Origin of the sequence: Chloracidobacterium sp. (assembly GCA_016711345.1) — a bacterium.
Lineage (GTDB): Bacteria > Acidobacteriota > Blastocatellia > Pyrinomonadales > Pyrinomonadaceae > OLB17.
In genome coordinates this window covers 4,079,820-4,099,744 of the sequence record JADJTD010000001.1, presented here as the reverse complement: position 1 = coordinate 4,099,744, position 19,925 = coordinate 4,079,820, and the positions used below count along the sequence as shown (strand labels likewise).

The window sequence follows — 19,925 nt, the reverse complement described above, 5'->3', positions numbered from 1 at the left end:
GGATATCCAATGGAATTTCGCATAGCCGATACATTCACCGACAGCCTTGGTAAACTTTCGAACGTCGAGCAGACGGCCGCTAAGACTACGGCATTTGACCTCCAAACAGACCCATCGAATCCGGGACTGCAGTTTCACCGGATCGATAAGACAAAAGATAAGAATTTTTGGTCGATACGCGTTAATAAGGATATTCGGATCATCGTTCACAAGGATGATTCCAGCTTTCTTCTTTGCTATGTCGACCACCACGATAAGGCATACGACTGGGCGGCGAAACGCAAGCTGGAGGTTCACCCGCAAACCGGCGCCGCCCAACTCGTTGAGATCCGCGAAACTGTAAAAGAGATCGTTGTTCCTAAATACGTCGAAGTCGAACAGCCAAAACGTCCACTTTTTGAAAGCCGAACTGACGATGAACTGCTTGGCTACGGCATCCCAAAAGAATGGCTCGATGATGTGCGTAATGTTAGGGACGAGGACGCTCTACTCAAACTTGTCGATCACCTGCCGGCCGAGGCGTCTGATGCCCTATTGATATTAGCCGATGGAGGCACTCCCTCAGTTAGCGAAACCGTATTTGAGGCAACTGATCCGTTCGCCCACCCTGACGCTATGCGGCGTTTCCGCGTGATGAATAACGTCGAGGAGTTGAAGTTGGCTCTCGAATATCCTTGGGACAAATGGGCGATCTTTCTTCATCCAGTCCAGCAGGAGTTGGTCGAGAAGAACTATAGCGGCCCGGCTCGCGTGTCGGGTTCCGCTGGAACCGGTAAGACGATTGTCGCTATTCATAGGGCGGTTCACTTGGCCCGCAGCAATCCGGATTCGCGAGTGCTGCTGACGACATTCTCAAATACACTTGCGAACGCACTGAAAAAGAAACTCCGCCTTCTCATCAGCAGCGAACCGCGTCTTGCCGAGCAGATCGATGTCCACTCGATGACTTCGATCGGCAGGCGGCTCTATGAGCTGAAATTTAGCAAACCGAAGATCGCTTCGCGGGATGAGATACGCGAAATTCTCAGCGAGGTTTCGGCCACCGTCGAGGACCATAAATTTACTGTTCAATTTCTGTTGTCCGAGTGGGAACAGGTTGTCGATGCGTGGCAGTTGAACACCTGGGTCGAGTACCGCGACGTGGCAAGGTTAGGACGCAAAACAAGGCTCCCCGAAAAACAGCGGCAGCTTGCATGGTCTGTATTTGAACTGCTCCGGGATCAGATGGCAGAACGATCGTTGATGACCGACGCAGCCCTACTCGCCGCACTTGCTGAAAGCCTGTCGGCCCGTAATAACCCGCCATTCGATTATGCCGTTGTTGACGAGGCCCAGGACATCAACCCGTCGCAGCTCCGATTTCTCGCCGCTTTGGGCGGCGACCGGCCAAACAGTCTGTTCTTCGCTGGGGATCTGGGACAGAGAATATTCCAGCAAGCGTTTTCCTGGCTTTCGCTCGGTGTGGATATTCGTGGGCGTTCCCGCAGCCTGAAGATAAACTACCGCACATCACACCAGATTAGGGCACAGGCAGATCGCCTGCTCGGCCCTGAGGTGTCGGACGTTGACGGCATTACCGAAGACCGCCGCGGTACGGTGTCGATCTTCAATGGCCCATCGCCTGAGATCATTGATTTCGATTCGATCGAAGATGAGATAGGCGGAGTCGCGACCTGGCTTGGCGATTTAAAAAAGAGCGGCATTCAACCCCATGAAATTGGGATATTCGTCAGGTCCGAGAACGAACAGCCGAGAGCTACGGCGGCAGTCGAACGTGCAGGAGTCATGTTCAAGATCCTCGACGAAAACGTCGAAACTACCTTTGGTCATATTTCCATCGGCACGATGCATCTTGCCAAGGGCTTAGAGTTTCGCGCAGTCGCCGTGATGGCCTGCGACGATGAGATCATTCCATCCCAGGCACGAATCGAGCAAGTCGTGGATGACGCTGATCTCGAAGAAATCTACAACACCGAGCGGCATCTGCTTTATGTCGCCTGCACCCGTGCCCGCGACCATCTTCTCGTAACCGCAGCCGAGAACCCATCGGAGTTCCTAGATGACCTGCGGCTTTAACATCAGATAATTATGCAATATCAGAGAGATCTGCCAATTTCGATTCAACAGTTCATCGGATCTGAACAATGGACCTTCGCAAAGACGATGCCCGAATGGCCGCATGAGTATTTGGTTCGTAATCGTGTCGATGAGAATCTCTTTATGCGATTCGCCCGGCATATTTGGGATCACGGATACCAAGGCCGCTTTTACGACATGCGACTGACCTACTACGCGTATGATGGCAGAGTCTATTGGACTATGGGCGAGCCTGACGACAAAACAATGATCCTCAATCGTTGTATGAAAGACGATACGTATGAATCTCGAAAAAGGAACGGAACTCTGCCCGTTCGGGGGCCTGTACTTTCGAAGTGATGGAATCGAGTGAATTTATCAATAGGCTATTTGAACTCGGTCGCGACGGGCGTTACAAGGAGAGACAATATGGCGGTTTGGAAATTTGGAGTCCATTTTGGAGGCGGAAACAACCCTTCACATTACGATTTTATTAAGGAAGAGGGAATTGCAATCGGACATCGGCCACATGCCCCGTTTTCAAACGGGGATTTGGTAATTATCACAGACGGCTTTACCGTGAAAGCGATTGTTGGAATTGTTGAAGAACCCTGGCCAATTACGGATAAGCCGGGATATGCTTTTGTGGAAGAAGCCTACAACATTACATACGGCCCTGATACGATTGTCGCAAAAGCCGAATGGTACGACTTTCCTTTCTGGTACCAACTTGTCCGGGCTGGCAATCAAGTTCATGATCCGGAGAGGATTCGGGTTATTGAGAATATTTGGAACAATCGATGATACGATCAAATCGTTCCGGATTGGCAATGTCGGCCTGAACATAAGGACGATATTACTTTATTTCTTCAATCCAAGGTGCCAGCAGGAAAGACACGAAAGAGAGTTAATCCTCGTCGGGAAGTATAAAGCCGATAGATTTTTGACCATCAACGTCAATCCCTTTTCTTTCGTCTTGCCACTGTTGGTTCATCTTTTCGTATTTCTTTAACTGCTTAAGTGTTACTGACGGCTTATTTTCTTTAATAGCCTGCTCAAGCATCTCCATCGTGACCCGGGTATCGGCTTTTTCGGCTTTGCGGGCTGCCTCGACGACGAGGTTTGCGATGTCGCTTGAGACATAGTTTTTTGTCAGGTCGGCAAGTCGAGTGTAATCGACACCGAGGTCAACGGGGCACCTGGCCAAATGCTGCCGAAATATCGATTCGCGCTGCTCTAAGTCGGGCTGGGGAAGGTAAATAAGCTTGTCAAAACGCCCGGATCTTAGAACAGCCTCATCTATCTTTTCGGGCCGATTTGTAGCACCTATGATAAATATCCCCCGTTTGCCGCAGCTGCTCATTTGCGCGAGGATCTCATTAACCTCAGCCGCGTAATGGTGGGACACGTCACTCTCCCGACTGGGAACAAGCGCGTCAAATTCATCAATGAAGACAAGGCAAGGAGCCTTTTCTTCGGCATCCTTAAATAGCTGACCGATCTTCTCCTGGCCTCCGTGAACGTAGGGGCTGGCGAGATCGGAGGGGTTGACCATAATAAAACTAAATCCGATCTCCTCGACAAGGCGCTCGGCGACAAAAGTCTTACCGCATCCTGGAGGTCCGTAAAGAAGAACGCCATTTAACAATGGAATCCCGAACTTTTCAAATCTCTCACGTTCAACTATCGGCCTGATCACCTCGTTGTGAAGAATTGACTTTAATTCGGCCATGCCGGCGAGGCCATCGAAGCCCGTTCCTGGTGCTTTCTCTTTGTTTTCAAAGTTTCTTTCGAACGAAATTTGAGCGGTTGAGCCCTCAAACACTAATTCGCGTTTCAAGGCTCGGGCGAACTCGTTCGCTGTTTCGAATCTGGACTGGACGTCGATGGACAGAGCTTTTTCAAGTACCATCCTAAAGTGGAGGTCCAGCGTATTTTCGTCAATAAAGTCAAAGTTCAAAGGCCTGGACCGTGCTTTCTCAAGTGCAGTTTTTACTTTATTAGCGGGCGCCGTCATTACAGCCTCGCTGAACCAAGGTGGTGAGCCGAAGATAAGGTTATAAATCAACGCTCCTACGGAAAAGAGGTCGCTTTGCGGCACAAAGATGCCATGAAGAAGTTCCGGAGCTGCATGGAAAAGAAATAGGCCCTTTAAGGAAATACTATCCCGGGATGCATGAATGTCACGGGCCTGGTCGAAACCTATCAGAACAGGTTTGTCGCGATCGGCAGAATAGTCGAGGATCACGGATCGCGTGGAAATACCGTTGTGGATCAAGGGGACATCCCGGTTATGAAGAAACTTTAGCGTTTCGAGGAGTTCAAGTGCAATAGGCAGAACCTTATAAGGCGACAAGGTGCCGTTTCGAGCCAACAGATCGGCAAGGCTCTCACCACTAATCCATGGAAACACAAAAAATGCATAGCGTTTTGAATCGATGACTGTTTCACCCTCGTCCAGAAGGTCAGGAATATTGGGGTGCTCGATCGTCCTGAGGATCTCTAGGTGACGGAGCTTGTCATTATCATCGTAATAGGAGCCGGGAAGGGATGCGAGATCAATGAGTTCAAGGCGTCTAGAGCTGCCATCGCGATCCTTAACCCTGAAAGATTCAGATATGCCGCAAGGTCCGGACGGGAACTGGACCTCGTACCGGTCGGCAATAACTGAACCCTTGGCTAGTTTGGATTCTAAATCAGACATTAAGATTCGTATTCGGTTAACAGGGTGTCGTCTCCTTCATAGATCGGTTGGTCTGAGTCAGGCAAGAGCCACACTAACTCTCGAACAAGCGGCCTAAGTTCTTTTTTGGAGGCGTTGTTGGCGATCATACTGAGGCCCTGGTTAATCAACAATCGGGCCTTGTTGCGGTCAATCCAGTTGCGATCGTCAAAACCCTCGTCCAGATCATTCAATATACCGATCTCCATTTGGACTCCCAAAGCAGCGTCGCGAAGGCTGAAACTCATTGTCTCGACGCGGTCGCTAAGTTCCCGGGCGAGTTGAACGTTTTTCTGTTTGATCACTTGCTCGATCTGGTTTTTTGTTTCAGTTATCGCGGATCGTACTCGATCGTCATTTATCGATTCAACGTTTCCCTCAACTGCGCTAAAGACCTCTTCGAGTTTATAAAAAGAACTTTTCAGCCTTTCCTCCGCCAGCGGCCATTCAACGGCATCTTCGGTCTCGTCGATCGTTTTATTTAGGCGACGAAGATCCTGCAGAACCTGCATCTTCCTATCGTAGTCAGAGCGGCCCTGATCCAGCAGCTTTTCGAGAGCCCCAAGGTCGGTTTCAAGCTTGGAAAGAACATCACCATGGCCCGATTGATCGTCCTGCTTTAGAAGATCCACACGATTCATAGCTCGCGAGATCTCTTGCTCAAGCCAATCGGCATCGATCTCCTTTTCATTCTTTCGTTCAAAAGCCGCTGTACAGGTGTGGTCGAGAAGCGGAAAATAGGCTGACAAGATTCGATTTGAATCATTAATTTTCAGGGTAAGTTCGACCTCGCTACCCGCAGGGAGAAGCTTCGGAACGTCCTCACCGGTAATTACCGCGTCAAAAACGTGAAGGTTGTTAATCAACCTGGAATGATCGGTACCATGTTCCACCTCATAGATCGGAATGCGTATTACATCGCTACTCATGCCGCTTCTAACGGCCGTTTGGGTTACGAGTCCCCGCGTGACACCGGTTGCAGGCAGCGGCTGGTTTTTTTGAAGCCCATCGATGAATCGAACCACCGGATAACCTTTTCGGGTACTTTTGATGGCAATTCCCAAATTATACGGGAGCGTTGCCGAGCCAATCTTAGTGCCCTGGATAATCGTGAACTCAGTTGGCTCACTCGGTAAGGCATTACCCGTTTCGTCATAAACCACGACGGTAAATGCATTTGACCGTCCTGGTTCGAGTAAGGGTTCAAATATTTCGCCTATAGTGTTGATCTCGAGCTTTCCGCTCGACCATCCTTTATCTCCGCGAACGATCTCTGCAAAGACCTTAGTCGGAATTTCTCCCTCGGTTTTGTTTTCGAGAATTTTGATGGTTACGAGTTCAGACACCTCGACCGTCGTTGCCTCAAATTTTATGTCCAACTGAATTTTTGTTCTGTCTCGATCGCGATCGACAATTTGCTCGGCGATGTTTACAGTCGAGGCATAGAGCGCTGCCCCCTCGGCAACCGCGGTCATCGGGTCGATGCTGGTATCGACATTCTTAGTAACCTGATCGCGCAGCATCTGGCGGACCTGCGGGGCCCACGTTGGCCCACCGACGAGTATTAACGCACCGAGGTCTTTTCCAGTCAAACCGTTTCGTGACAAAAGCTCTTTACAAATGTCTATAGCTTTTTGAAAAATAGGCTGTGTAACTGTTTCAATGTCCTCGCGAGTTAAAGTCAGATCCAGTTCGATCTCATTACCGTTATCATCCAAGGGGAAGTCATCTGGGTCACTCAAAACGTCAGCAGAGGTTGAAAATGAGAGAGGAATCTTGGCATTGAGTTCGGCAAAGCCCTTCAAAGCGATACGAAAATACTCTCGTTTGTTGGCATCTGAAAGATAGGAATCAATTGCAAATTTCGACTGAAGGTGCGGTATCAAGATATCGTCAACGATTGCGAGGTCAATGTTCTTTCCACCTAGATGATTGTCGCCCTCAGTGTCTATCACCTTCATAATGCCCTCTTCAACCTTGAGAAGGGCTGCGTCAAAAGTGCCGCCTCCAAAGTCGAAGACCAACCATGTTCCATCGGTGCTTTCGGTTGCTACACCGTATGCCATCGAGGCTGCGATTGGCTCTTGCAGCAACTCACAATGTTCGAATCCCGCAAACTTAGCTGCAACACTAGTAGCGTCCTTTTGATTAATTGTAAATTTTGCTGGAACAGTCACCACAATGGACTTCGGACTATCGTCGGTGACAAATGATTTTAGAGCTTTAAGGACCTCAGCAGATAATTCTTCTGATGTGTAATCGCGTCCGGCATTGGAACTTTGATATTTCTTGTCGGCCCCCATGGTCCGCTTAAATTCTATAAACGTGTTCGTAATAGGAGTCAGCGTTTTAAGCGCCTTAAGAGTCTCCGACCTGTGGGCATTTGCAGCGGACTGTCCAACGATTATCGACCCTTTTTTGTTGATATTGACACAAGAGGGCATCGTATCCATCGAAACGTCTGACTTTTTAATGATGGGCTTGCCGTTCTCGATACGAGCGATCGCCGAATTAGTGGTTCCTAAGTCAATACCGTAATCAATCTTCGTTCTTGCCATATAATTGCTTTAAGATATAGAAGTTTATTCTCCCTGACTAACTTCGATTTGGGCTGCTTGAATCATGACGCCCCCAAAATTTACCTGCGGCTTAATGATCCGTGTGATTATTTGTTCATCCGGCTTGAGATTTTCATCAGGCCTGAAATTGGCTATTACCTTCATGCCGGGATCGTAAGGACGATTTAGCATTTCTACCAACTCGTACCCCTTAGCCGCAAAATTGTCCCGAATCCGGCCCACTGACGCGGCCAGCTGCTTTAAGCCACGGGTTTCGGGACCCATGACATTTAAGTTCTTCTCAATGCGGACGATCTCATCAGCAACCTTCAGAGCAAGAGAATGGTCAGGTTCAGAATCGCCGGATCGAATAGGATCGCCAGATGCGTTGGACGCCTGCATTTTGGATGAAAGAACCTCGATCAGTTTGTTATCTAGTTTAACACCTTCCTCCTCGAGGGCCTCCCTTGTTCGCGTGAGTCTTTCGGCCAAGTCGGAGTTATCGCGTGTGATCCGCCGCCGGAGGAAAAAATAGATCAGTCCGCTTAATAGCGCTAATGCCAGTCCACCAACAATGAATAACAGAGTATTGCGGTTGATAGAACTATCTAGACTACTGAGCTTTTGATCGGTGTGTCCCTCGGTCGAGGCGATGCGGTTTCCTAACTGATCATTTAGGTTCCTTACGTTTTGATCGCTTGCTTCCAGTCGTGACGACAATGTATCAATCTTTGAATTTGACGTGTCCAGTTTGCCGGAAAGGTCCGTCTTGAGATTACGCAGTTCGCGTTTCAGGCGTTCATTGTCTGCCTCGGCTCTCCGAACCCTTTCCTGAATTTGGCGCGTGTCTTGACCAGACGCAAGTGCGGCATAAGAGATCTGACCCACAGTTAGCAGAACCATTGAAATCAAAATAATTCTTTTCATAATATCGCCTCGCTGATGATGGCGGAAAACCCCAACGGGTTACGGTCGAACGACTGTCGAACTAATAATTTCTTTACGGAATAGAGGTTCATCGTATCACTCTTTCAGTATAAAATGTCCACGTGTATCTATACCCTGCGTCCCATGCTTCTGTTCCTACTAGCGGAATAACATTTGGTGCGGTTGCAACAAACTTATAGCGGCCTGCGGGTAATGTGATCTCTCTAGTAGCACCTGGAGAAATTACATACCTTGTTTCATTAATCAAAAGGGTCAGGACGTGAGCGGAATCGTTTTTCACGGTAACCGTCGGTGGGGAATACGAATCGTCAAGAGACTCTTTAACAAATGGACTTTCTCCAGGTCCCTTTTTTGTGTAGTAAGCACGGAAGTTTGTGCAAGAAACATAACCGGTATCAAACACGGCTCCACCTGTTTGATCAGCGATGTTCCCATTAGAGTCCATTAAGACAGATTCATCGCTGTTTAGAATAAGAATTTTATATCCTCTAATGGTTGCGTCACCGATTCGAATATTCTGGATCTCGCGGGATAAAAGCACAGTTCTGACATTCCCCTTTACAAAAACCTTTTGTCGGCCATTGAACGATTCTGTCGAATAATATTCGTACTTCGAATCCGAAGACGATTCAATCGGCTTTAACGTATCGTATCCAAAATCCTCATTCTCCAATAAATAAAGCGGCTGAGAGCACTGTTGATTCGGATAGTGAACACGTGACCTCGCAAGCCGCGTTTCGAGCGAAACAGTATCGTAGGCCATGGGTGCGGGGCCGCCAAACTGTTTCTGAACGAGCGGCACGAAATAGTGCTGAAAAGCCTGGAATTTCGTAACGCTACCGCGTTGGTTAAGGATGACAAACAGATATTTGCCGTTTCGCGTACTGATCTCGCCAGAGAGAGAGCTCACCCCGGCATCCGGAGTGCCGAATGATCCTGCCTGGCCAACCACGCTACCGGCCGAAAAAGCGGTCGCAAAACGGTTTTCAAGGGTGCCTTTGTCGATACCGGCGACGGGCATGATATCCGAATAAGCCATCTTATATCTTGCCAACTCAGAGCGAAGAGCACGCAGGAGGAGCATCATTGCGTTCGGCGTGACGCGATTATAGCCAAGGCCGCTCGATGTTTGGATCGAAAATTCGACGGGTGGAATGTTTGCATTCAACTGGACAAGACGCGCAACTGCGTAAGGCCCCCCAAGCATTTCGCCGAGGCGTTCCGCAAGGAAATTGTTTGAGTAACAGAGCGTGGCCTTGATGATCTCGCGGATCGGGGCCGATTCGTGTGTGAAAAGCAGATGAAGGCTGCCTGGTATCGGCTGGGCATAAACCGAACCCGTGAAAGTGACGCTCGGAACAGTGCTTGCCTGGCCATATTTTCCTGAATACGAAAGATAATTGAGCCAAGCACGGGTCGCTGCGGCTGAACGCCTCGAGGCGTCCATCGATGCCAATAGGGATTGCCCCGAAACGAGCGACGAACCGGAATAGTTCATTGCGAAATTATCCGTAACAATAAGATCGCCTGTTACCGAGCGAATGCCGATCTTGTTGAGCTCATTTGCCAAGGTGATCGCGTGCTGGTAACCAAACATCGGATCCTTACCCGATACATATACATTGCCGTTCAGCCTTCCAGTCGTCCGGTCGATCGCCCCATCGGTATAGACGCTGGTCGAGAAACGAAATTCCGGGCCGAAGGTCTTGAGGACGGCGTAGGCCGTGGCTACCATAACGTTCGAGGCCGGATTGAAGACCTGTGTGGAGTTGCTTTCGATGACGACACTGCCAGCGAGTGATTCGACCAAAACGCCTGAATAACCCGGGATTGATACGTCGGCAAGTGCCGGGAACAGCGTCCTGACTACGTTGGCGGAGGTCGCCGAACCTGAGGCAGTGTCCACATTTGGCTTTGATATTCTTACCGATTTGTTTCGTTTTGTAGTTTTGTGTTTAGGAGAACATGGAGGGGTTCCTGGCACACCACACTGGCCAAACATCTCGCCTGCTAATAGAGACAATAGAAACCAGACGAAACAGGGGAACAATAAGATTCTAATCCGCTTACTCTTCATATCCTCTATTTTGCTATATCTTTTGCACATCGAAATCCGGTCGCATCGTAGTTGTCGGCACCTACTGCTTTCCAACCGATGCGATATGTCGTTGTTGCATACTCATTAGGCGTTGAAAAACTGCCCCCGCGAATCGTCTTCAAGTTTGTTTTACCCAAAAACTCTTTCGGAATCGTGCCCCCGGGATATGGTTTGAAATCGTTTGACGTCCATTCCCATGCGTTACCGATCACATCGTGCAGACCGTAGGGGGAGGCACTACTGTACCCGCCAACGGCCGTGAAATCTGTATACTTCGGATCAGCACAGGCTTTTCCCGTGATCCAGTCATTTCCCCAAGGGTAAATCCTTCCGTCAGTTCCGCGTGCCGCCAATTCCCATTCTTCTTCAGTCGGTAAACGCTTTCCGGCCCAACGAGCATAAGCTTCTGCATCCGCATAACTTACGCCAACAACGGGATAATTGCCCCGTCCCAATTTGTAGTACTTGTCTACCCACGACTTAGGAGGCGGGTAATTCGCAGCTTTTACAAACTTCCGATAATCTTCATTAGTAACCTCATTTACATCAATATAGAAGTCCTTGACCGTAACTGAATGAGCGGGGCTTTCGGCGACGCTTGCACCATTAGAGCGGCCCATCGTGAAGGTTGAACCCCGCACCAATATCATTCCAGGTGGTGCCGATTTAGCCGGGTCAACAACATTTGAGTTTGAATTAGTCGACCTCGGTTTTGAATCGGCAACTAAGGAAGCTATGAATACGGTCCCCGCAAATATAACCACGAGTAAAGAACATGCAGTGGCTGGGTGCCTGGCTATCGCATTCTTCACCGTATCAATGTACCCACTTTGAGCGGGAGCCTGAAACATATTTTCAGTCTGTTGAGTCCTGGCTGCGGGTCGGCCAGGCGTTCGGCCCGAAGTAGTCTGAAATCGAGCCGCGGGTTTCGGCTTGGGTGCTCGCCATCCAAATGTCGAGGTTTTTAATCCCATTTGCCCCATTATTTGTATAATGGTGCGGCCATTATCTTCGCAACGTTTGCGCAGTTGCGGACTCATGTCGAACTCGGTAAGAAGAGACATGACCTTATTTGCTTCAGTCAAATAGTTTGACAAGAGAACGATCGACGGGTTGAACCGATTGTTAGCTGATGGAATTCCTTCCTGCGCCACATTCACTGCGGATATAGTCATCCCCATCGCATTTCCGACAACGGCATCACTGATCTTCAGATAAAGTTCATTGCTATTACCAAGAACGAATGCAATATGGTCAAGCTTCGGTCGGCACGACTGGAGTAATTGCAGCGCGGTCGTCGGGTTGTCCGTGAGGGACTGAAATCCATCCAGTGCATTATTGATGAATTCCAAATCGCCATCGACTTTTAGCCTTTCCTCACGACCTTTTGCTTCGTCTACCCATTCCTGAATTGTCTGGCCATTCTCATCGAGCCTATCCTTTACCTCGCCGGTCGGTTCAAGAAGGCGAACTAATTCTAATAGCCCCATTGCTACAGGACCCGGATCTTCGGTGTCAAGATCATAATCCGGGGCATATTCATTGAAGTAGTCGATCGAGCACTGAAGGATCTCGTTGGCCACTTTGTTAACCAGGATCTGATATTGAATATCCTTGGTGCCGACCGCCGCACCGAGAGCCGAAAGATCATCCTGCGTTTGTTCGTAAAGCAGTAGGCCATGCGTATCTGCGCTACACGGATCCTGTATCCGAGATTCTTTTGTTTTTGCTATCTCGCTTTCGATCCGGCGGACGGGCCCCGACGTAAACTTTGCCGACAGATAAGACCGGATATCTTCGGGGAACGTACTGAAAGCAGCAACCAACTGTTTTGTTGAAACACCGCCCCGCTTGTTGAGGTGGGGTTTGAGAAGCTGCAAAATCTCGTCGACAAACTCTTTTCGAGCTGATTCTCTGACGTTTTGACTATTCTTACCGGCAACGAGTTCGATAAAAGAGTCAAAGGCATCTGAGGCGATGAATTTGCCCTTGAGCTGGATCGCACTTGTGAGACCGGAAGTATCTAGCTTTTTGTTCAGGGTTGCCAGGCCAAGCTGGAGCGTTGAGAGATTTAAGACGGCTGACAGGTTTTTAGCCGTAACGGGTTTATCTTTTACGGCCAGAGACCAAATGTCCCCAGCCTTTTCGACATGTCCCTCCTTGAGGTGGCCAAAGGCTGTTTCGTCAATGTGATTTACATTGACAAACCAGAACATCGCCCAGTGGACCTTTTTGGCAGCCTGTTCGATCCGCGCTGCCGCCTCCGTTACCTTTTGGCCATCCCGATCAATGCCGCCCAGGAAGGGTAAATCTGATTCAAATTCGATATTCCTACCGATTTCCGCGTATCGAGACAGCTTTGCGACGTGGCGCTCAATTTCCTTCTGGGTGCAATTTGCAAACAGACCGAGAGCCCTGTAGGGGTTGTCTATTATCGCGTTCATTTTATGGAGTCTTTGGTAAGTTTACAACGGCGGGAAAAATAGTCAAGACTTCCTTTTCGATAGAATTTGATTTCTTATTTAAGAGGCAATCTGTTAATGTTAGCGGGAAAAATCGCGCTGGTTTAGTAACTGGATGAATCGTCGGTTCTTTTTCCGGTCTTTGCCGGGAAGTGAAGGCGGGTTCCCCACCTTTTTGAGGAGCCAGAAACAGTGGAGGATGCAAGCACTTATGTTGGCCTACTTCGATGCCTGTTTTTCATCGCAATTCTTGGCCGATGTAGAGAGTCTATTGATTTCCGAGATCCAACCGCATGGGAATGTTGCCTGCAAAAGCACACGAATTTCTAGACCCTGTGTTACAGTCACTTGTACTGGAGACTGGTTTTACAGACAAAGAGTATTCCTAGATTTGTGATGTATGATCCCAGATTAATATCCTAACATCGAGCAGGATTTTATCGAAGAACTTGATCTAACTTCACGAAACTGGTTGGCCAATGAACGAAGTGTTACGAAGGTCGAAGAGGTGTGTACAGATGATCGAAGAAAAGCAACCATTTCCTGGCGGTGCCGAACGTTTTATTCTATACGAATATGTCTTGAAGCCGGCCATTGCGGAGGCGAATAGATTTCTTGCGGAAACGCTGCCACAACTCGTCAAGGATAAAGAGAATAAGGACAACCTAAAACTCTCGGGAACCGATCCATCCGATTCCTATAAGGTTGGCGACGATTTTCTCAAAGGTAAGATAGTTAAATTAGTCGATGCCCCGGCTGGTGCCGATCCAAGCGAGGGATCTGTATTTGTACGTTATGTTATCGAAGGCGGCAACATTCAGCTGCCCGGACTGGATCAACCTAAACCCCTGTCGGAACTCTCGCTCGGCGACCTGAAGAAAATAAAGGGGCAAGACACGGGATTTTCTCAGTCAAATTTATCCGCCGTAGTCGAGTTAGCCCGCAAGGTTAATTACACACGAAGCGCCGAACCGCTGCTTATCATTAGAGACGTCCCGGCCTACTCGCTGGAAGTTGCAAGTTCCTCTCAGGTGTCGAAAACGATCGACCTGCGTTTCGGGATTTCCAAAATCAGGACCTATTCCGGCCCGCCTGGAGCGGAAGTAGCTATCGACAGCACAGCATGTCTTGTCGAGCTCAGTTTTCAAAGCGAACCGAAGTTCAAGCTATACGGTTTCGTGGGAGTATCTTCGAATGACGGGATCATCATTCGCCTTGGCACTGAGGGACTAAAGGTTCCGCTCGGGACGTTGCCGTTTTTGATGACGGGCATCTCGGTGCTTTACGGTGAAAAATACGGTCCGGACATCGACTTGGGGAGACTCGACGATCCGATTGACGAGATCGCTCGAGCGAAGCCGATGGACGTGGCCAAATGGGCGAGGACCGCGGAGTTACTTGCCTGGGCTCCATCACGAGACGACATTCGCGTTTACGGACTCAACACCGTGATTGGAGACATTGCTTCTAGTGGCAAGTTGATCCGGATTTCGCAGTGTGGCGTGACCTATATGTCCGTCGGTCCAAGACTTTGGGTTGGCGGCAATCTGACCTTCCTGAGCGACGATTCGGATCAGAACTCATCGCCTGATGCGGAGCCTCGTTCGGCGTACGTCTCCGTGATTGGACTGATAGATTTTCAGCGGCAAACACTCGCTTTGAGTTCGGAATTCAAACTTGAGCCCTTGAAGGGATGGCGAGAGCTTTCACTTGAAGGAGCGTCCGAGTTACAAGCCTCATTTAAGTATCCGTCCGATTGGTACTACGCCATCGGCGGCTACGATATGAACCGCTGCAAAGTGAGCCTTCCATGGTTCAACATGACAGGAGGCTTCAGGGTCACACCTACGCACATTGCGATGGCGGCCGAAGTTCGGTTTCGACTCTATGCGAGCGTCTTAGGCATATCCGTCGAATTTTGGACAATGTTCGGATTCAGCGTCCTATTCGGATGGAATCCACAGCAGGTTCAGGGGAGACTCTATGGACGCGTAAGCTTCAAAATAGAAGTTTGCGGCATTGGGTTTTCGCTATCGTTCAACGTCAATTCACAGTTTTCGTTTCCTAAACCCAAGCAGCTCTCGATCAAGGGCAAGTGTAGCGTTTCTATCGGTCCATTCTATGACAAGGACATTGAATGGACGCTGATCGATGAAAAGGATCCGCCCGAAACTCCCGAGCCGGAAGCAAACCTGCAGTTAAAGGATGGATTCAAGTCTCTAGCCGTCACCCATCCGCCAAGCGGATCGTCCTCGGAACTGAATAGCGACCCGGCCAAACCCGAGGTCTCAAAGGTCTGGCCCGATTGCGAAATCTCCGTTCCCTTCAAAAGACTTGCCTTCGATCCTCAGGGACGACTGTTCGGTACGGATGGGATGAGGGGGGTCTACAACGAAGGTGGCGGGGTAGAAACCCGTCATCTATTTACCGGCATTCACCTCTACAAAATAGATACCGAAACAGGTGTCGAAGAGGAGATAAACGACTATTTCGGTTATTGGCAAGGTGTTTCGACGGGCAACGGAACAGTAAGTGGAGCTCAGCTGCAGATACCTTCCGGCTCACCTCTTGCATGGCTCGCCCAATTTGATTACGCGTACCCCGGCGATAGTGAGCAGGACAGTTCCTGGCATTACCAGTACTTTGGAGCCGGGCGGGCAACGCTGATCGATCCGGGGCATCTGGAACTCCAATCATTTTCTGTCGACTCCGCGTCGCCGTTCTTTCTGATGCCTTTCTTGGGCTTTAGTCAAACTAGACTTGCCCTCTTTTATGGCAATTACTCGGTTCTGCTTAGCGTTGACGGGCTCGATCCTTTGGACCCGCTTGGTCCTAAACGCCTGGCTTCGGCGATATCCATTCTCACATTCGAGCGGGACGAGGTCCATGTTAAGTTCGACGAAATAGACGGGGCCGGAAACCCGGTATTCACAGCCGATGGTCGATCGACTCTTAAGGTAACCCGCTCGAGGGTCCGGTCGTACCCGTTCGGTCTAAACCTGGTGTCCCGAGTACTAGAGCGAAACGATGGCGGCCCGATCGCCGGTGTCCGCACGTCGAATGTCAATAGCGAACGAGGCATGAACGTTCTCGCTATCGGTTACAGCCCCTTTATCGAAGTTCCCACGGTCGACCATAAGAAGGTGCTCACTCCCGGTCGCTATAGACTCAAACTGTACGGCACAACCATAGCTCGCCTTCTCGACGGAGGAGCTGACAAACCCAAAGACTGGCCAGAGGTCGATGTCAGATTCGATGTGGTGCTTCCCGACAAGCTCCGTCCGTACATTCTTTATTCCACTTTCGGTGATGAGAGACTTTTTGGTATGCCGTGGAAGGGATGGTACCCGTCGCCCTTCGGAGTTGGCCTGCCCGGTTATTTCAACTATCAAAATGTTATCCGATTCCGTGTTCACTACATGGAAAAGATCTTCCCGAAAATGTTTATCCAGTTCGACGACGGTTTGGGTCTCGCACCTCCCATCGAGAAGATCGTGGATGTAAAACGATCGGTGATACCGAGGCATAGATTCACGAAGGTGCCATGGGAATGGTACGAGAGCCGAGGCATTCAGATTTCGCCTTCAGAAATAGCGATCGAAGATGTGATTCCCCCGGGATCATACGAAGTGCGAATCGGCCGAGTGAATCCCGATCAACCTGATGAACGAGCCGTACTCGACACCTGGCATTGCCTTATCTCGCAATATCCTTCACCTGACGATCATCTGCGGGTGATGGGAGCTGTTCGGGGCGTGTACGGAAACTTTGGCTATCGGCCCACCGATAAGTTGAATCCGCCCGCCTTTCCGCAGGATGACGTACTAGAGCAGGCTAAGAATGCTCAATCCCGAACGGCCGCGACGCTTTCGCCGAAGCTTTTCGAGTTGGAAGCATCAAGTGTGTCCGCTGGACTAAACTATCTAAGACTTTTTGAATTCTATCGGGTGTTCGAGGGCACTTGTAGTCCATCCGAATCTCCGGTACGACCGGCAGCCGACCCTGGGCTGAACCATCTGATGGACCAAGATGGGAACGTCGTGGCTTTGATCGCCCGTTCGAACGAGCCTATCGACTGGAGACGCGTATCAGTCGTTGCTTATTACAGCACTTTCTCGCCGCCTCACGATTCCAAATTCTATCGTTTCGATGTTCGGGTCAGTCCGAGCCACGACGGTTGCAGCGCGGCCTTGTTCTTGCTCGCCGACAGTCTGCCAGTCAAGATCCCACGGGGCGGATTTAAGTTTGTCGTTTCTTACGACTGTGGGAAAGACGGGCTGCCGGTCCTGAGGGACCTGAACGATCCGCATAACGGCTCACGCTTACTAAAGGTCGATTGGACTTTCTATCAGCGGTTTGGATCGGAGTGGAAACAGGAAGGAGTCAAGATATGAACGGAATTAGACTGTGCAACGAGACGCCGAGCGTTATCAAAGCAAAGCCCGCTCTGGCCGGAAGCGGATGGATAGATGCGGCCAACGCAGGCGATCTGCAATTGACCGCCACCCAGGCGGCGTTGGCAGACGGATTGCGACTAAGATGGTTCCTGCCATGGGACGCCGCTTCTAACTATCTTCCGATACCCAAAAGTATTCGCGTCCTGCGCGGATCGGCGGTCGAAGTAAGAGAATTTACCGAGACTGATTGCGGTATCGTGCCAACTCTCAACGCACCGCCGAACATGTGGCACGTACTGGTTGGTGCCGCTACGGGAAACTCGGACGTTACGTTCCAGGCTCAACATGGCGAAACGCTTGAAGCGGTTTACTTCGCGAACAGCTCACCAAATGACTTGTCTGTTTCGTTGATACTCGAAAATGGGCGAGTACTCGCGTGCGGTTTGGTTAAGGCCGGACAAAAATTCTATTTCGAAGGATCGAACATATCCAAACTTGTCCTGTCCGGATATCCCGGAACGAATCCGGAGGGATTGATCGTGGACCCAAACCAGGTCCGCGAAATGACCCACGATCTCGTTTACCATATCAAAGACGCCAGAGCCTTTCTTAACTCGGACCTCGAAGAGGTTGCAAAACGATTGGGTTTCACGAGTACTGACTTGATTGATTTCGACGGATTCGACTGGAATGAATTCAAGGATACATGTGGACGAGCACTTCAGTGCGAGGTCGACTCTTGGACTAAGATGCAGCTGGTGTTGGCCGAGATTTGGGAAGTAGCTGTGCTGGCGGGTTTTGGAATAATCGATGGCGATCTTAATGAGACACCACTATCGGACGAACTCGGTTCCCAGCTTACAAAGCCTGCGGACAACGGAACGTTTTTTTATACTGCAGAGATCGAAGTCGAAAAACTCGATGGAAGCACTTCATGGGAGTACTGCTGCGCTATCGTGCGGCCGCTTGCCTTGAGCCTCAACTCCCCTTCGTATAGATCTGAAAATGGGATCTCTGTTCGATCGCGCCTTCTGCAGCAGGGTGAGGTCACGAAGAACTCGTCGGGTAGTGATGAGATAAAAACTATCGGCGAAGCAACTGTCTACGCTTGTGAAGGCGTCATTGAAGCCGAATTCTCCTACGGCTACCACCAGACGCTCGATGTCCTGCCGGTGCCGTCGAAAAGTATCTTGGCGAAGCGCGATGCGGAGCCTCAACCGAAGCATAGCAATCGCCTGTTTGATTCTCGTGACGGATCACCATTGGTCAGATGGGACGGTCTCACGATCTCAAAAGCCTTGTACACCGACTTCGAGGCCCCGTTCGTGGATGCGAACGTCAAGTTCGAGATCTCGACGCGGGATCAGTGGGGAAGAGCGATTGAGACTCCTGGGTTCGGGCCCTTGGACCTCGATCTTATATACGACTCATTAGCTCCAACCGTAAAGCAAGGAATGTGCGATGCGGGACGTGCGACTGTGGCTCTAATCATTCTCGAGTCTTCCAATGACTGGAAGCCGCTGGAAATCGATGTCATTCTAGACTCTGAGGTGGTCGTATTCGCTCGTCGGGAATCGGATATAGAGCGTTCGTATAAGGTTACGCTCGGTCTGCCGGCCCCGGACGCTAACGAGTGTTTTTCGGCGACGATTTCGTTCATCGAGCCTGAGCCGGATGTTGCCGCTAAAAGCGCACTCCTAAATGGGCGACTGGTCGTCGGTAATTTTCAGGCGCAGATCAAGGGTTTTGGGAAAGATGCCGCGAATCAGACGCTCATCGTTTTCGAAGTGCCGGGATCGTGCGGCGCGTTCAGTTTCTTCGCGAATGGGTCGGCCGGGATTATCGTCGAGCCCGGATCAAGCGAACGGCTTTGGACCGAGGTAGGGACTCTCTCGGCTGTAAATCTCGAGCAAGAACTCGCAAAGCTGCAGAACATTCGATTGCTATTGGACGATCCGTACAAATCACAACTGTTCTACTTCACGACCGCGCTACGAACGAAATTAGATAAGGAATACCGCGGGCCGATAAACTTGCCCGGTGCTCCCACTCAGTATTATGCCCCCAAACCGCCGGCGCCCGTTGTTCAGGCGTTTGTGAAACGCTTGGGAACGGATTTTTACGGGCGGCACTGCGTCAAATTTCAAGGCATGGAAAGTGATCTCCTGGATGAACGATTTCAATATAGTGCATCACTCTCAACCGTAAGTGCCGATGAGGTCTTCGATAAAGAGGAGAGTAAATTGGAGGCCGTGAAAAAGTCAAAGCTCGCGGGTGATTTCGGATTTCAATCGCCGTTCGAGCGGGCCACGCTTTTCGAAAACTACGTTGCAGACCTTCCTGAAGAGGCGGTGCTGGTCGGCTTCTCGGCAAAGAATATAGACGATCGAGAAAGCGAGATGACCGTCCAGCGTATACGGCGAATCATCTAGTATTCGAGGAGGGAATTGATGTTGCCGATTCGTTTTTGCCGCCGCCCCTCGGCACAATTTCAAAGTGCCCCAAAATTGGTGGCAACACGCGCGTTCCTCTGATCGTCGGTATCCTGCTCCTTCTCCTCAGTGTGGTGAAAAGCCGGCATGTCATGGCAGCATGTACCGATCCGGTATCACGTTATCTTTACAGCGACCCTGCTTCCAATGACGATAATGGGAGGCAAGCTGA

At 50.1% G+C, this 19,925-nt stretch carries 10 protein-coding genes; 5 read left to right on the top strand and 5 right to left on the bottom strand.

Annotation, left to right across the window (positions count from 1 at the left end; all coding sequences use genetic code 11):
* Nucleotides 1–9: 9 nt before the first annotated feature.
* The 3 genes from IPL32_17240 to IPL32_17230 all read left to right on the top strand — a co-directional run bounded on the left by IPL32_17240 (nucleotide 10) and on the right by IPL32_17230 (nucleotide 2,880).
* Nucleotides 10–2,076 carry a DEAD/DEAH box helicase gene (locus IPL32_17240; GenBank protein ID MBK8467563.1) on the top strand — a complete coding sequence of 689 codons (2,067 nt, stop codon included), beginning with the start codon at nucleotides 10–12 and terminating at the stop codon, nucleotides 2,074–2,076.
* A gap of 12 nt (nucleotides 2,077–2,088) precedes the next feature.
* Nucleotides 2,089–2,436: a hypothetical protein gene (locus IPL32_17235; GenBank protein MBK8467562.1), complete on the top strand. Its 348-nt coding sequence runs from the start codon at nucleotides 2,089–2,091 to the stop codon at nucleotides 2,434–2,436.
* Between the two features lie 69 nt (nucleotides 2,437–2,505).
* A complete protein-coding gene (locus IPL32_17230; GenBank protein MBK8467561.1) occupies nucleotides 2,506–2,880 on the top strand; it encodes a hypothetical protein in 375 nt (124 codons plus the stop codon).
* Nucleotides 2,881–2,983: 103 nt separating this feature from the next.
* Here the strand turns inward: IPL32_17230 and IPL32_17225 are convergent, their stop codons facing one another.
* The 5 genes from IPL32_17225 to IPL32_17205 all read right to left on the bottom strand — a co-directional run bounded on the left by IPL32_17225 (nucleotide 2,984) and on the right by IPL32_17205 (nucleotide 12,846).
* Nucleotides 2,984–4,780: an AAA family ATPase gene (locus IPL32_17225; GenBank protein MBK8467560.1), complete on the bottom strand. Its 1,797-nt coding sequence runs from the start codon at nucleotides 4,778–4,780 to the stop codon at nucleotides 2,984–2,986.
* A complete protein-coding gene (locus tag IPL32_17220; protein ID MBK8467559.1) occupies nucleotides 4,780–7,356 on the bottom strand; it encodes an Hsp70 family protein in 2,577 nt (858 codons plus the stop codon). The genes IPL32_17225 and IPL32_17220 overlap by 1 nt, the downstream gene beginning before the upstream one ends.
* 24 nt (nucleotides 7,357–7,380) lie before the next feature.
* The gene (locus IPL32_17215) at nucleotides 7,381–8,283 is read right to left on the bottom strand and encodes a hypothetical protein (protein ID MBK8467558.1); all 903 of its coding nucleotides are present in this window, start codon (nucleotides 8,281–8,283) and stop codon (nucleotides 7,381–7,383) included.
* An 88-nt stretch (nucleotides 8,284–8,371) separates the two neighbouring features.
* The gene (locus tag IPL32_17210; protein MBK8467557.1) at nucleotides 8,372–10,210 is read right to left on the bottom strand and encodes a D-alanyl-D-alanine carboxypeptidase; all 1,839 of its coding nucleotides are present in this window, start codon (nucleotides 10,208–10,210) and stop codon (nucleotides 8,372–8,374) included.
* A gap of 176 nt (nucleotides 10,211–10,386) precedes the next feature.
* On the bottom strand, nucleotides 10,387–12,846 hold the full coding sequence (locus tag IPL32_17205) for an SUMF1/EgtB/PvdO family nonheme iron enzyme (GenBank protein MBK8467556.1): 2,460 nt from the start codon (nucleotides 12,844–12,846) through the stop codon (nucleotides 10,387–10,389).
* A gap of 536 nt (nucleotides 12,847–13,382) precedes the next feature.
* On the opposite strand from IPL32_17205, the gene IPL32_17200 reads away from it, so the two are divergent.
* Nucleotides 13,383–17,258, top strand: coding sequence for a hypothetical protein (locus tag IPL32_17200; GenBank protein MBK8467555.1), 3,876 nt, complete (start codon nucleotides 13,383–13,385; stop codon nucleotides 17,256–17,258).
* The gene (locus IPL32_17195) at nucleotides 17,255–19,693 is read left to right on the top strand and encodes a hypothetical protein (GenBank protein MBK8467554.1); all 2,439 of its coding nucleotides are present in this window, start codon (nucleotides 17,255–17,257) and stop codon (nucleotides 19,691–19,693) included. Before IPL32_17200 ends, IPL32_17195 begins: the two co-directional genes overlap by 4 nt.
* Nucleotides 19,694–19,925: the final 232 nt, after the last annotated feature.